This is a genomic window from Pseudomonas sp. BF-B-30, from assembly GCF_019956305.1.
Lineage (GTDB): Bacteria > Pseudomonadota > Gammaproteobacteria > Pseudomonadales > Pseudomonadaceae > Aquipseudomonas > Aquipseudomonas jessenii.
The window spans coordinates 49,027-64,086 of record NZ_JAHBDG010000019.1; the positions used below are offsets into that span (position 1 = coordinate 49,027).

Below are 15,060 nucleotides of genomic sequence, written 5' to 3' on the forward strand. Positions count from 1 at the left end.
TAAAGGGATCAAGCGCCATCGATCCAGTCTGTTTTCCCGTCCCATTCGGAGCATCTGATGACCACCCTCGCCTCCTTCACTCCCGGCCGTGGCTTGACCCTTGAACTGCAAGGACACATCGCCACGCTCGAATTCAGCCGTCCGCCGCTGAACTTTTTCGATCAGGAACTGATCATGGATCTGCTCGCCGCACTGGAGTATCTGGATCAGTTGCCGACCTGCCGCGTCGTTATCCTGCAAGCCGAAGGAAAGACGTTTTGTGCAGGTGCCGACTTCAGTGGATTGGCGCAGACCGGTGAAAAAATCCGTCCTCGCCAGCTGTACAAACACGCCGTGGGCCTGTTCCGCACGGCCAAGCCATTGATCGTCGTGGTAGAGGGTGCCGCCATCGGTGGAGGCCTGGGCTTGGCACTGGTCGGCGACTACCGCGTCACCAGCGAGAAGGCCCGTTTTTCTGCCAATTTCAATCGCCTTGGCATGCACCAGGGCTTCGGCATTTCTGTTACGCTGCCGCGCGTCGTTGGCCTCCAGATGGCGTCTCTGTTGATCGCCACCGGCCGTCGTATCGATGGCGCTGAAGCCGTCCGTATCGGCCTGGCGGATGTGCTTGCGGCGCCTGGCGAAGAACGTCAGGCTGCTCGCGCCCTGGCTGAAGAAATCGCCCTGAGTGCACCCCTTGCCGTCATGTCGAGCCGCCAGACGCTACGTGCCGGCCTCGCCGACTCAGTGGATGCAATCATCGACCGCGAGGCCACCGAGCAAGAGTGGCAGGTCCTCACCAGCGATTTTGCCGAGGGCAACAAGGCGATGCGCGAGCGTCGCGTTCCTGAATTCACCGGTAATTGATCATTCGCCTATGGACACTCCCGACCAAAGCCCCCCCAACACCACCCGTCGATCCAAGGTAGAAATGCGCGCCCAGGCAGAACACAGCATGTTAGAGGCGGCACGCCAGATCGTCGCGCGCAAAGGCTGGATTGGCATCACCTTGGCTGAGGTCGGTCTGCAAGCCGGATACAGTCGCGGCCTGGCAGCGCATCACTTCGGTACCAAGGCTGGCCTGCTACGTGCTTTGGCCGGGTTCGTAAATACCAGGTTCATGGACGTCGTCGAGGACAAGGTTCCCCGACGCGAGCCGGGACTGGACACTTTGCTCGGGTACATCGATGCATACTTCCTGCGCGACGACGCCGAGTGGACCAACGCCCGCGCTTTGCTCGCCTTGATGGCAGAGGGCGTGACGGTGGAGTCGGAGTCCGCAGCGATACTGGCCGAGTACAACCTTTCAGTGCGAATGACCCTGGCCGAACAGGTGGAAATCGGCATCGCCAATGGCGAGATCCCTGCCGACACCAATCCGCTGACAGCCGCCACTCTGCTGATTGGAACGATGCGCGGCATGATGCTCCAGCTGCTGCTCGATCCAACGACGGCTGACCCGGCACTGCTGCATAAACACCTGCGTCGACTCATCAAGACCCAACTGACCTCGCCCTGCGATTAAATCGCGGCAATAAAAAAGCGCCCACCGGTTCTCATCGGTGGGCGCTATCCATCCAGACTATCGCTTGATCATCGCGTCAACCATCTGCCGCACCTGATCGGTGAAGGGTGGCCGGGTGATGTCCGGACCGTCTGCGGCGCGCAGTACCGGCTTCGGATGGCTGAAGGTGACAAAGCCCTGGCGCCCCAGATAACTGCCCATCCCGCTGTTGCCAACCCCGCCGAAAGGCAGGCTGTCGACACTGGCGTGCAGGGCCACGTTATTGATCGTCACTCCACCCGAAACGGTGCGCTCGAGGACAAACTTTTCCTCGGCCGCATCGCTGCCGAAGTAGTACAGCCCCAGCGGACGCGGATGAGCGTTGATGTAGGCAACCACCTCGCGAATGTCCTTGTAAGGCTTGATAGGCAACAGCGGCCCGAAGATCTCGTCCTGCATGATCTTCAGCTCGTCACCCGGATTGCACAGCAAGGTCGGGATCATCTTGTGATGTGGCTGATCGGCGAAATCTTCCTGCGCCGGGTTCAACTCGATCAACTCGACGCCGGCCGCACGGGCCTCCCCAAGGTAGCCCAGCAGGCGTTCGTAGTGGCGGGTGTTGATTACCGAGGTGTAATCCGGATTGTCCTTGAGGCTCGGATAACATTTGGCGACCGTCGCTTTGGCATGCTCGATGAACTCCTCCATCGACTCTTCGGGAACAAACACGTGATCCGGCGCAAGGCAGACCTGGCCAGCATTCAATAGCTTGCCCGCCATGATCTTGCTCGCTGCTGCCTTGAGGTCAGCGGAACGCGAAACGATAACTGGCGACTTCCCACCCAGCTCCAGAGTAACGGGCACCAGATTCTCGGCGGCGGCGCGCATTACATGCTTGCCAACGCTGCTCGCTCCAGTGAACAGCAGATGGTCGAATGGCAGGCTGCAGAATGCCTGGCCGACCTCGGCGCCGCCGGTGACGATGGCTATCTCATCCTCGGCGAAGTTGGCGCTGAACATCCGCTGCATCAGTTCAGCACACTTGGGGGTCAGTTCGGAGACTTTGACCATCGCCCGGTTACCGGCCGACAGCGCACTGGCCAGCCCCTGGATCACCATGCCTATCGGGAAATTCCATGCCGTAACAATCCCTACCACGCCCAGCGGTTGGTACTGAATCCAGGCTTCGCCACGATCGGCGGCACGTTGCTCGGGCTGCATCCACTCGGCAATCCTGGCCTTGGTTTTTTTCAACGACGAAAGTGGACCCAGCAGGTCGATGATGCGAGTCAGGTCGTGGCTGCGATGGCCGAAGTCGGCCGCCGTCGCCTCAACGATTTCCTGCTTGTACTCAACCAGCATGCCGATCAGGCGATCGAACAATTCGCAGCGTTGTTCGGCAGTCCAGATGTCATTCGACAGATAAGCGGTCCGCTGCATGGCGAGGATTCCACGCATGCGCACCACTTCATGGTGTTCGATGTTGCTCATTGGAGGGTTTACCTTCTCATTGTGGGTTGATACGACCCTTCAGGTCGGCGCGGAGTACTGCTTCCGCGCCGCTACAGGTCAATCGAGTTTTTTCATTTTGGTGGTATCCAGACGGACCAGGCCGAAGGCCATGCCGTACTGAATCGCACCGGATTCGTTGACCTTGATCGCCGAGTACATGCCATTGAAACGCGGATCGCTGCCGGTATGGATCCTCAACACGGTGTCGCCGCTGTCGAGGTCCATGCCGATGTGGTAGCGGTCGTTCCAGTCGCGGGTGAAGTAACCATCAATGATCGCCATCCGGCCGCCACCACTGATCATCGGCACCGTGGAGATCGACGACACGTCGTTGCGCATCCACAGCTGTTTCCACCCATTACTGCCCTGGTCCCACTTCAACATCGCGACACCTTTCGGCCCCGGACGCGTGGCGCCGTTGAGCATGCTCACGTAGTAGTTGTCACGCGCCAGGTAAGGGGCATCCTTGCTGATGATGTTGTTGACCACGAAGGCGTAGTCGCCGTAGGTCGACACCGATTGCTCGGACTGCACGGTTTCCACGTCGGTGCCCATGTCCACTTGCTGCTGGTCAGCGATGCGTGCCGACAGCGTGCCGGGCTTCTGCTTCCAGCCAGCCGGCAACTGGTCGCGCCAGAAAGCCACCAGACGCATTTTCTGCGCGCCGTCGGTGATCACCACGAGTTTGTCTTCGTCCGGCCCGAAGCCCATCAGCGTCGGTGTCGACCCCGTACCGTCGGCGACTTTCAAGGCGGAGATACGGATGCCACGGTCATAGGCCGCTTTCCAGGCGCCACTGGCCTCGTCGCTGTGAATCTTGCCCTTGGCATCCACCACCAGGCGATACATGTTCTGGTTCGAGGCCACATAGACTGCCCCGCCACCCGCCTCATCGCCATTGGCAAATCCGTTGAGGAACAATTCGTCCGCGCCATCGACGGCGAAGGTATCGACGATTTCGAGGGTTTTCGGGTCGAGGGTAATGACCTTGCCGCCGACGGTGTTGAGCACCAGATAGCCGTTGAAGGTCATGCCCATGCCGAAGTTGAAATCGACCGGGAAATCAGTGCCACGCTTGACCTTTTCGTTGTCATACAGCGTTTCCGGCAGCACACGCACCAGTGGTGTACCCATGCCCGAGTCAGGCTTTTTCGGATCGAGTTGGTCGACACGGAAAATCTGCCGGCCACCGGCGCCGATGAAGGCATCTTCACGGGTCAACATCGAATAGAGGGCGCCGCCGCGCAACTGATCGTTGATGCTGCTGATCACTCGGTTCGGCTGTCCGCGCATGTAGTCGAGCAAACCCTGCTCGTCCTTGTTGTCGAGCAAGCGTTTGACATCCTGGGTCTGCTTCAGGCGTTGATCGTCGCTGACCTTTGCAAAATCGGGCAACTTCAGCGGCATTTCGGTGCGTGCCACTTCAACCAGCTTGCCGTCGACCTTGTTGTACTTGCGCAAGCCAAGGCCGGACCACCACCACGTGACCATGGTGTCACCGACCTTGTCGACGAAATGCGGCATGCCGCCCGCATCGCTGGGCAGGTATGTCACCGACTCCGGTGTCAGCTCGTAGGAACCACGCGGCACCGCAATCTCGGTGCTGTCTGTCTGCGCGCTGTTCCAATGCGCCTGGTTGCTGAAGCTCTGGGCCAGATAAGGGTTCATGGGGGGCGCAGTCTGGGCAGTTGCCATGACGGACAAACCCGCCAGCGCCAGGCCCGCGCCCAACTGTGCGAAGCGAAGCTTTGTGATTGTTATGCTTCTCATTGTGCAACTCCTTGAAGAAATGAACTCGGTGCCAAGGCGCTAAACGCGCTGGAGCAACACCTGCGACGCAGAGCCTACGAAGCCCCAGTCACTCACTCCCCCCCCCACGATGAGTAGGTCACCGCCGAAGGCTTGTCGGTAAAACGCCACCGTGAGTTCCCAGAACTTTCTTCCCCCCCCACCGTGGGGAGGGATACCGCGACAGCCGCCCCGGCAGCATTCCTCCAGTCCCTCGGACACATGGCTCACCCCCCAGGAGTCGCCTGCCGATCCTTTTACAGACACTGGAGTCCGTAATGCACATTCAACGATCCATCTTTCGCGAAGACCATGAAATGTTCCGCGAAACCGCCCGCCGCTTCTTCGAGCGCGAATGCGTGCCACGTCAGGCCGAATGGGACGAGGCCGGCAAGGTCGACCGCCAGACCTGGCTCAAGGCCGGCCGCGAAGGTTTGTTGTGCTCCATGGTTCCTGCGGTGTACGGCGGTGGCGGCGGAGACTTCGGCCACGCGACAGTCATCAATGAAGAAATGCACCGTGCTGGCGTGTCTGGCGTCAGTTTCGGCCTGCACTCGGACATCATTGCGATGTACATCGTGCGTTTCGGTACCGAAGAGCAAAAGCATCGCTGGCTGCCGAGCATCTGCAGTGGCGAAACCATCCTCGCCCTCGGCATGACCGAGCCGGGCAGCGGCAGTGACCTGAAAGCTGCGCGCACCACCGCAATCCGTGATGGCGACGAATACGTCATCAATGGCAGCAAGACCTTTATTAGCAATGGCCTGAACTGCGACATGGTCCTGCTGGCCTGTCGGACCGACCTGACGGCGGGTTCCAAAGGAATCAGCCTGATCATGGTGGAAACCAGTCGCGAAGGCTTCCGTCGTGGCCGCAAGCTCGACAAGGTCGGCCAGCGCGCTTCCGACACCGCGGAGATGTTTTTCGACGATGTGCGCGTACCCGTCGGCAACCTGCTGGGCGAGGAAGGCAAAGGCTTCGCCTACATGATGCAGGAGCTGCCACAGGAACGGCTGGGTATCGCCATCTATGCCGCCATTCACCTGGAGCGTCTGCTTGACCTGACCATCGAGTACGTCAAGGAGCGCAAGGCCTTCGGCCACTCGGTGTGGGATTTCCAGAACACCAAATTCAAACTCGCCGATGCCAAGGCCGCCTCCGTCGCGGTACGCACCATGATCGACTACTACATCAGCGAGCACATGCGCCGCAAGTTGACCGTGGAAGAGGCCGCCATCGCCAAGCTGTTCGCCACCGAGACCCTGTGGAAGCACCTGGATGACATGGTCCAGTTGCACGGTGGATACGGCTACATGCTCGAGTATCCGATTGCCCGCGCCTTTGTCGACCTGCGCATATCCCGGGTCTTCGGTGGCACCAACGAAGTCCAGCGCGACCTGATCGCTCGCAAGCTGTAAATCTCCTCCTCTTCTACCGAGACCAAAGACATGAGCGAAAAAGTTATCGTTGCCGGCGTCGGCATGATTCCGTTCAGCAAGCCGGGCGCCAGCCCGACCTACACCGAAATGGGCGCAGAGGCCTTGCGCCTTGCGCTGAAGGACGCGGGGATTGGCTACGACAAAATCCAGATAGCCTTCACCGGCTACGTGTTCGGCGACTCCACCAGTGGCCAGACCGCCCTCTACGAGGTAGGCCTGACCGGCATTCCGGTGGTCAACGTCAACAACAACTGCTCCACCGGTTCTACTGCCCTGTATCTGGCCCGCGCCGCCGTGGCCAGCGGTCAGGTCGAGTGCGCCCTGGCGTTGGGCTTCGAGCAGATGCAGGCCGGCGCGCTGAGGTCCCATTGGGATGACCGTCCCCGCCCCCGCGCACGCTTCCTGCACGTACTCGAATCGCTTACCGCCGATGCCGCGGACATCCCTCAAGCCTTGCGTGGTTTCGGCGGCGCTGGTCGCGAGCACATGCAACGCTACGGCACCTCGATGGAGGCCTTCGCCGCGATCCGCGCCAAGGCCAGCCGCCACGCCGCCAATAATCCGTTGGCGCTGTTCAAGAACGTGGTGACCACCGAAGAGGTGATGAACGACAAAGTCATCTGGCCCGGCGTCATGACTCGCCTGATGGCATGTCCGCCGACCTGCGGTGGCGCTGCTGCGATTGTTTGCAGCGAAGCCTTTGCCAAAAAACACGGCCTGCGCACTGACGTGGCGATCCTCGCCCAATCGATGACCACCGACGTGGTCGAGTCTTTCGATCCGCCGTCGATGATCAGCTTTGCCGGTTTTCACATGGCCCAGGCTGCGGCCAACCAGGTCTATGAACAGGCGGGCATTGGCCCCGAGGACATCCGCGTAGTCGAGTTGCACGACTGCTTTGCCCACAACGAACTGCTGAGTTACGAAGCGTTGGGCTTCTGCCCGATCGGTGGCGCCGAACGCTTCATCCTCGATGGCGACAACACCTACGGCGGCCAGGTCGTGACCAACCCGTCCGGCGGTCTGCTTTCCAAGGGCCACCCGCTGGGCGCAACCGGCCTTGCCCAATGCTATGAGCTGACCCATCAGCTACGCGGCACCGCCGGCAAGCGCCAGGTGGAAGGTGTGCAGATTGCCCTGCAACACAACCTGGGCTTGGGTGGCGCCTGTGTCGTCACGCTGTTTGGCAAAAACTGATCGCCCTGTTCAGGCGCGTTTTGACATAGGAGCCAAGTGAACATGGCAGACAAAAATCTGATCGGGCACAAAATCGACGTATACAGCGTCGACGTTGAAAAAGGTCGCCTGCGCTTCTTCGCCAAGGCCATCGGCGAAACCGATCCGGTCTACACCGACGAAGCCGCCGCCAAGGCCGCCGGCCATAAGTCATTGCCGGTCCCGCCCACTTTTCTCAAGTGCCTGGAAAGCGAAGGCCGCGATGTGGTGGAGCTGCTCAACCTGGTCGGCTTCGACCTTGGCCGGGTTCTTCACGCCGAGCAGTCCTTCGTCTATCACTCGATGGCCTACGCAGGGGATGTGCTGACGTTCGACGGCTTCATCTCCGACCTCTACGAAAAGAAAGGTGGCGCCCTGCAATTCGTGGTCATTGAGGCACGAGTAACCAATCAGGATGGCGCGCACATCGCCGATATCCGCTCCTCTCTTGTGCAGCGCTAAGGAGTCGTCATGAGCGTTCGATTTTCCGATATCCAGGTCGGTGACGAGATCCCGCTGCTCAAGCTGCAGCCGGTCAACCGCACCACCCTTGCCTTGTATTGCGGCGCTTCAGGTGATCACAACCCGATCCACGTCGACCTCGACTTCGCCCGCAAGTCGGGGATGGACGATGTGTTCGCCCACGGCATGTTGTCCGCCGCGTACTTCGGTCGCCTGCTGACCACCTGGGTGCCACAAAGCCAGGTGCGCGGCCTGTCGGTTCGTTTCACTGGCATCACTCAGATCGGCCACATCCCGACCTGTACCGGCAAGGTCGTCGAGAAGTTCATCGATGCCGGCGAACCGCGCGTGCGCCTGGCGCTTCGCTGCGCCAACCAGTACGGCGAAGAGAAGCTGGCCGGCGAAGCCGTTGTCGCCCTCGCCTGATATTTCAACCCACACAGCCCAAGGATCAACCCAATGAAAAAGCTTGAAGGCAAAGTCGCCCTGGTCACCGGTTCCGGTCGTGGTATCGGTCGCAGCGTTGCTCTGCAACTGGCGGCCTATGGCGCCAAAGTCGTGGTCAACGATCTGGACTCGGCACCGGCCGAAGAAGTCGTGGCTGAAATTCGCCAGGCCGGTGGTGAAGCCGTTGCTTGCGTCGGCAGCGTGACCGCCGCCGATTTCGCCGAACGCTTCGTACAGACTGCCGTGCAGAGCTACGGTGGCATCGACATCATCATCAACAACGCTGGGTACACCTGGGACAACGTCATCCAGAAAATGACCGACGAACAGTGGTACGCGATCATCGACTGCCACCTGACCGCACCGTTCCGCATCCTGCGTGCTGCCCAGCCGATCATCAGCGCCCAGGCCAAGAAAGACGCCGCCGAAGGCCGCGAAGTGTTGCGCAAGATCGTCAACATTTCCTCCGTGGCCGCTGGCGGTAACGCCGGTCAATCCAACTACTCCGCCGCCAAGGCCGGCATCATCGGCATGACCAAGACCCTGGCCAAGGAGTGGGGCCGCCTGAAGGTCAATGTCAACGCCGTGGCCTTCGGTTTCATCGATACCCGACTGACCCAGGCGCTGGCTGGCGACGAGAGCAAGACCATCAACATTGAAGGTCGTGAAATCAAGGTCGGCGTTCAACAGGAACGTATCGATACCGCCAGCTCTGCGATTCCCCTTGGTCGCCCTGGCACGGCCGAAGAAGCCGCCGGTTCGGTGGTGATGCTGTGCCTGCCGGAAGCCAACTACGTCACCGGTCAGGCTCTGGTCTGCGGCGGCGGCTACGGCACCCTGTAAGCCGCCGTTCGTCTCTGCGGGCACTCTTCCCTCCCACGGTTGGAAGAATGCCCGGACAATGAGATCACGGCCTGGCGCTTCGCAAGTGCGACTCCCTACAAAAACAAGATTGGAGGTTTCGATGTACATGACCCAAGGGCTGCAGCGCCATCGGCAGCAGCGTCCCAATGCCACGGCAATCCGTTATCAGGGCCGCAGTGTGACCTTTGCCGAACTGGGTGATCGTGTTGCCCGGCTGGCGGGCGCGCTCAAACGCCTGGGCGTGGCCAGCGGCGAGCGCGTCGCGATGCTCTCGCTCAACTCCCAACGCTATATCGAGTACTACCAGGCGGTGCCATGGGCCGATGCCGTACTCACGCCGGTCAACATCCGCTGGAGCGCAGCAGAGATCGTCTACTCACTGGACGACTCGCAAACCTGCGTGCTGATCGTCGATGACGCCTTCCAGAAACTGGGCACCCAGGTGGCAGTCGAGGCCAAGAGCATCCGCTTGGTGATTTATGCCGGTGACGGTGAAACGCCCGAGGGCATGCTCAACTACGAGACCCTGATCGCCGAGAATGAACCGGTTGAAGATGCACACCGTTGTGGCGATTCCCTACTCGGAATCTTCTACACCGGCGGCACCACCGGCTTCCCCAAGGGCGTGATGCTCAGCCATAACAACATCGGCATCTCCGCCCTCGCCAACCAGGATCGTGTGGGCTATGGCGCACAGACGCGCTACCTGCATGCCATGCCAATGTTCCATCTGGCCGACCTGGCTGCGATGGTCGTGCTGTTCCTCAGCGGTGGCATGCATATCGTGCTCCCCGCCTTCAAAGCGCAAGAGGTCATCGAGCAGATCAGCCGGGAGCAAGCCACCGACACCTTTCTGGCGCCCACCATGTTGCAGATGATCCTCGACTGGCACCAGGCAAATCCAACCCATGCGGCACTCGACCTGAGCTCGCTTCGGGAAATCACCTACGGCGCCTCGCCGATTACTCCCGTCCTGCTCGAGCGTGCCCGTCAGACCTTCCCTGCAGCCCAATTCGCGCAAGGCTATGGCATGACCGAAATGGCCCCCGGCATCACCATGCTGGGCGCCGAGTACCACTGCGAGGAACATCAGCGCAGCGGCAAGATGTACTCAGCCGGACTGCCCATCAGCTGCGTGGAAATCCGCATTGCCGATACCGAGGATCGCGAAGTGCCCCGTGGCACGGTCGGTGAAATCCTGGTGCGTGGCCCCAACGTCATGCTGGGTTACTGGAACAAACCGGAGGCCACCGCCGAGGCGCTTCGCGGTGGCTGGATGCATACCGGTGACGGCGGCTACATGGACGACGATGGCTTCATCTACATCTGTGACCGTCTCAAGGACATGATCGTCAGCGGCGGCGAGAACATCTTCACTGCCGAAGTCGAGAACGCCCTTGTCAGCCATCCGGCCGTTGCCCAAGCGGCCGTGATTGGTATTCCCTGCGCTAAATGGGGGGAGACAGTGCATGCGGTGATCATCCTCAAGCCTGGTGCCAGCGTTGCCGAAGATGAAGTGGTCGCCCATTGTCGGAAAATGATTGCCGGCTACAAGGTGCCCCGCAGCATCGAGTTTCGCGCTTCCTTGCCGATGTCCAGCGTCGGCAAGGTGCTGAAAAACGAACTGCGCAAACCGTTCTGGGAAAACCGTCTGAGCAACGTCAACTGACGTTCGATGCCTGTAGGAGCGAGCTTGCTCGCGATAGTCGCTAACGATAACGCGCGTATCCTGGCTAAACGCGGTGTCTTTGAGTCCATCGCTAGCAAGCTCGCTCCTACAAGGTATTCAGGTCGCGCCATTTGGCAATCGCTTCTTCCCTGCCGGTGGCGTCGAGCTTGGCGAACAGATTCTTGATGTGCCATTTCACCGTTTCAGGTGACACGCCAAGGGTGCGCGCGATTTTCTTGTTGGTCATGGCTTGCGCCATCAGCTGCACGACCTCGGTCTCCCGCTCACTCAAGTTCGCAACCGATGAAATCACTGTGCGCCCGGCTTTTTCTGCCGGCCGGCCTGCTGAGATCAGGCGCTGGGCATAAAACGCAAGCACCGGATCAAGCGCATTGGCTTGCAGCAAATCGTTCAGCATTCGAGGCAGTTGTGGCGCAACATCGAGCAGGCTGCGTACCAGGCCCAGGCGATGTCCCAGACGCAAGACTTCAATCAATTGTTCGAGCGCTTGCTCGTCACGCCCCCGCCCCTTTTCAGCGATGGACAGTTGGAGCCGCGCGATGGCCACCCACTGCCAATGCGTGGCCGTTTCACACTCATTGATCAGCAAGGCGATTTGCTCGATCGCCACACTGAATTCGCGCTGATACAAACTCAATTCGATCGCCGCTCGCAGGGCCAAAAGCCGGATGATCAGTGGCGTACCGCGATGGATGCCGGCCTGCTTGTCGGCAAGTTCCTGAAGCTCGCTCAACAGGGCTTCGGCCTGCGAAGTATGGAGTTTTTCGAGACTCCAACGCATACGCACGTACAGTGTCCAGGCGAGCAGACGACCCAGGTCATAGCGCTGTGCGTAGTCTTTCAAGCGATCCAGATAGAGCACGGCCTGGGTTTGCTCGCCCTTGAGCCAACAAGCGCGGCTGAGCGACAGAAGACTGTGCAAGACGATGTTGGGCATGGAAATTCGCTCAAGGATGTCGAGGCGAGGCTCAAGCAAATGGCAGACATCGGCCAGATTGTGTTGTTCGTACAACAGGCTGGCCAGGAAAGCGGCAGCCGCATGGCCAGCGACCGCGGCACTGCTGCCGTGCGATTTTGCGGCTTCCAGGGTGTTGCGAAAGATGTTTTCCGCTTCACTGATGCGTCCCTCATGCACCAGGCTCATGCCGTAGATGCATCGGCCAACGAGGGTCCGGCGCGGCGAGGTATTCGGGCGATCGCTGTGCTGGATGATTGCGCGCACCCGCTCATGATCACCGCTGAACAAATACAACCAGGCAAGAATGGAGGCGCGACCGGTCAATATCAGATCGTCGGCATCGTCAGGTATCGCTTCCAGTTCCGGAGCTAAGCACCATGCCGCCTCGGTCAGGTCACGCTGCATGGCCAGCGTGCCACGCGTTACCAGCAGGCCTTGACGCTGTTGAACATTCAGCCGGTGCTGTTGCGCCTCCAACTGGTCAAGTATCTCTTGCCCCTCTGCGAAGTTATGCGCATGCAGCTGTAACTGCGCCATCACCAGTTGCAGGCTATAGCGCTCGCGCATCTGTTCCATGGGCAGCCTGCGCAGCAGGTTGGGCAATTGACTGAGGGAACCACGCGCCATCAATTCGTGCGCACAGGCTTCGACAATCTCGGCCGCAATCTGAAAATCGCCGGCCAGTACGGCGTGGCGCACCGCCTCGTCGATATGCCCCTGTTCGAGCAGCCAGTCGCGCGCCACTGCATGGAGTTTCTTTTGTTCTTCCTCGGGCTGACGGCTCAGGTGCTCGCGCAGTACCTCGCGCAACAACGGGTGGAGGCGGTACCAGGTTTCCCTGTCGTGGCTCTTGATCTGGGTGATGAACAGGTTATCGCTGTCGAGGCGGGTCAATTGGCTCATCATCCCGGCAATCGCGAGCGGCTTGCCAACAAGCCTGGCACACAAGGGCGCGGTGAAGCGATTGCAGATCGAAGAGTGCGTCAGCAACTGCCGGTCTTCGACTGGCAAGTGGATCAACACCTCCTGCTCGAAGTACTGTGCAAAGGCCCCGGCGCCTCGCACCTGCATGCGATTGACGCTACTGCCGTGCCTGGATTTCAAGTCGATGGCGAACAATTGCAGGCCAGCCACCCAACCGTCGGTCAAGTCATGCAAGGCCTCGGCATCGTGAGTGCTGATCTCGCCAAACTGTCGCAAGTATCGTTCTGACTCTTCGACACTGAAACGCAAGTCCCGCAAGTCATACTCGCTCAGCTGACCCTGGGTGCGCAGGCGCGCAAGCGGAAGCGTTGCAGGTAACGCGCTACGCGTGCCGAGCACCAGGTGAAGGTTCGGCGGTGCATAGTCAAGCAGCCAGCCCAGCACCTTGAAGTTATCTGCATCATGGAGGTGATGCACATCATCGATCATCACCACCAGCTCAGAGCCGTGTCGGGCCACAGACTGAAGCAGGACGATGACCCAGTGTTCGAGCGCCAACTCGCCACCACCTTCGCCGAGCAACAAGGCAGCTTCTCGTGCAAGCGCGCCGTCGACCTCGGCAACGCTGGCCAACAAGCAGTTGGCCAGTCGCGCCGGCTCATTGTCCTCGCCAGTCAGTGACAGCCAGGCGACGTCGAAATCGATCGCTATCAATTCCCGGCGCCAGGCCAGCAAAGTGCTGGTCTTGCCGCTTCCGGCAGGCCCCTGGATAGCGATACAGCGCTGCCGGCGGGCCTCCATCAGGCGGCTCATCAGTGTCGCTCGGGGCATGAGCTGGCGTGCACCGCGAGGTGGAATGACCTTGGTGTCAGGGATGAGTTGAGGCACTCGATCGACTGACAGGTGGCGCTTGGGATATTGGGGTGGGATAGCCATCGACTGAGTTCCGGAGACGATCTTCTTCAAGTGCAGACCGACAGTTTAATACAGGAAACACGCCATGCTGATTCACTGTGTACGGTGCAACAAACGCGTGCGCCTTAAGGGCACACGCGAACGCCATCAAGCGCGGCCGTAGAGTGTGACGACGCAGGCACCGCCCAGGCCGAGGTTGTGTTGCAGGGCGAGGTTCACACCTTCGACTTGACGCTTGTCAGCGGTTCCACGCAGCTGGTGCGTCAGTTCATAGCATTGAGCCAGACCTGTGGCCCCCAGCGGGTGACCCTTGGAGAGCAGCCCACCGGATGGGTTGGTCACCACACGCCCGCCGTAGGTGTTATCGCCATCGAGCACGAATTTTTCGGCGCCGCCTACCGGGCACAGCCCCAAGGCTTCGTAGGTCAGCAGCTCATTCTGGGCAAAGCAGTCATGCATTTCGGCCACCAGGATATCCCGCGGCCCGACACCCGCCTTTTCGTACACCTCGTGAGCGGCACGCTGGGTCATGTCGAAACCGACCGTCTGGATCATCGATGCCGGTTCGAAGGAAATCCCACGATCAGTGGTCATCGATTGCGCCATGATCATCACGTCAGTGCGCAGACCATGCTTTTTGGCGAACGCTTCGCTACAGATGATCGCAGCGGCTGCGCCACAGGTAGGCGGGCAAGCCATCAGGCGCGTCATCACACCCGGCCAGAGCACTTGATCGTTCATCACATCTTCGGTGGTGACGATTTTACGGAACAGCGCGAGCGGGTTGTTGGCGGCATGACGGCTGGCCTTGGCGCGAATCGCGGCAAAGGTGCTCATATCGGTGCCATAACGCTGCATGTGTTCACGCCCCGCACCACCAAACTGGCGCAGCGTCATCGGAACGCCGATCGCGCCAGCGTCAGCGGTCAGTTCGTCCGAGACCTGAAGGTGCTTGCCCATGCAGGCCGGACGATCGGTAAACACCGCACCCAAGGCGCCAGGCTGCATTTGCTCGAAGCCCAGGGCCAAGGCGCATTCCACCGCCCCGCTTTCCACGGCCTGGCGAGCCAGGTACAAGGCAGTGGAACCCGTGGAGCAGTTGTTGTTGACGTTCACCACCGGTACGCCACTCATGCCCACTTCGTAGAGTGCCGATTGGCCGCAAGTGGAATCGCCATAGACATATCCGACATAAGCCTGTTGAACCAGCTGATAGTCCAGTCCTGCATCTTTCAATGCCTGGCGAGTGGCCTCGGCGCCCATTTCGATATACGACCCACTGGCCCCGGGCTTCAGGAACGGGATCATGCCAACCCCGGCAACGTACGGTTTGTGCGACATCACATTCTCCATAAAAAATTCA

At 60.2% G+C, this 15,060-nt stretch carries 12 protein-coding genes; 8 read left to right on the plus strand and 4 right to left on the minus strand.

Annotated features, from left to right (window positions below; translation table 11 throughout):
* Positions 1–57: 57 nt before the first annotated feature.
* Together KGB29_RS12120 and KGB29_RS12125 are read left to right on the plus strand one after the other, a co-directional pair.
* Positions 58–846, plus strand: a complete 789-nt coding sequence (locus tag KGB29_RS12120; protein ID WP_223616413.1) for an enoyl-CoA hydratase/isomerase family protein — start codon at positions 58–60, stop codon at positions 844–846.
* Positions 847–856: 10 nt separating this feature from the next.
* Positions 857–1,504, plus strand: coding sequence for a TetR/AcrR family transcriptional regulator (locus KGB29_RS12125; RefSeq protein WP_223616414.1), 648 nt, complete (start codon positions 857–859; stop codon positions 1,502–1,504).
* Positions 1,505–1,561: 57 nt separating this feature from the next.
* Here KGB29_RS12125 and KGB29_RS12130 read toward each other — a convergent pair whose 3' ends face one another.
* Positions 1,562–2,974 (minus strand): coniferyl aldehyde dehydrogenase, encoded by a 1,413-nt coding sequence (locus KGB29_RS12130; RefSeq protein ID WP_223616415.1) that lies wholly within the window; start codon positions 2,972–2,974, stop codon positions 1,562–1,564.
* A gap of 78 nt (positions 2,975–3,052) precedes the next feature.
* Positions 3,053–4,765, minus strand: a complete 1,713-nt coding sequence (locus KGB29_RS12135; RefSeq protein ID WP_223616416.1) for a hypothetical protein — start codon at positions 4,763–4,765, stop codon at positions 3,053–3,055.
* Between the two features lie 296 nt (positions 4,766–5,061).
* On the opposite strand from KGB29_RS12135, the gene KGB29_RS12140 reads away from it, so the two are divergent.
* The 6 genes from KGB29_RS12140 (at position 5,062) to KGB29_RS12165 (ending at position 10,879) form a co-directional block, all read left to right on the plus strand.
* Positions 5,062–6,201, plus strand: a complete 1,140-nt coding sequence (locus KGB29_RS12140; protein WP_223616417.1) for an acyl-CoA dehydrogenase family protein — start codon at positions 5,062–5,064, stop codon at positions 6,199–6,201.
* 30 nt (positions 6,202–6,231) lie between these two features.
* Positions 6,232–7,419 carry a lipid-transfer protein gene (locus KGB29_RS12145; protein WP_223616418.1) on the plus strand — a complete coding sequence of 396 codons (1,188 nt, stop codon included), beginning with the start codon at positions 6,232–6,234 and terminating at the stop codon, positions 7,417–7,419.
* A gap of 42 nt (positions 7,420–7,461) precedes the next feature.
* The gene (locus KGB29_RS12150) at positions 7,462–7,899 is read left to right on the plus strand and encodes a MaoC family dehydratase N-terminal domain-containing protein (RefSeq protein WP_223616419.1); all 438 of its coding nucleotides are present in this window, start codon (positions 7,462–7,464) and stop codon (positions 7,897–7,899) included.
* A gap of 9 nt (positions 7,900–7,908) precedes the next feature.
* A complete protein-coding gene (locus tag KGB29_RS12155; protein WP_223616420.1) occupies positions 7,909–8,325 on the plus strand; it encodes a MaoC family dehydratase in 417 nt (138 codons plus the stop codon).
* 33 nt (positions 8,326–8,358) lie between these two features.
* Positions 8,359–9,189 (plus strand): SDR family NAD(P)-dependent oxidoreductase, encoded by an 831-nt coding sequence (locus KGB29_RS12160; RefSeq protein WP_077182799.1) that lies wholly within the window; start codon positions 8,359–8,361, stop codon positions 9,187–9,189.
* Between the two features lie 121 nt (positions 9,190–9,310).
* Positions 9,311–10,879, plus strand: coding sequence for a long-chain-fatty-acid--CoA ligase (locus KGB29_RS12165; RefSeq protein WP_223616421.1), 1,569 nt, complete (start codon positions 9,311–9,313; stop codon positions 10,877–10,879).
* 106 nt (positions 10,880–10,985) lie between these two features.
* Here the strand turns inward: KGB29_RS12165 and KGB29_RS12170 are convergent, their stop codons facing one another.
* Positions 10,986–13,595: a LuxR C-terminal-related transcriptional regulator gene (locus tag KGB29_RS12170; protein WP_223616422.1), complete on the minus strand. Its 2,610-nt coding sequence runs from the start codon at positions 13,593–13,595 to the stop codon at positions 10,986–10,988.
* 249 nt (positions 13,596–13,844) lie between these two features.
* Positions 13,845–15,038 carry a lipid-transfer protein gene (locus KGB29_RS12175; protein ID WP_223616423.1) on the minus strand — a complete coding sequence of 398 codons (1,194 nt, stop codon included), beginning with the start codon at positions 15,036–15,038 and terminating at the stop codon, positions 13,845–13,847.
* Positions 15,039–15,060 lie beyond the last annotated feature (22 nt).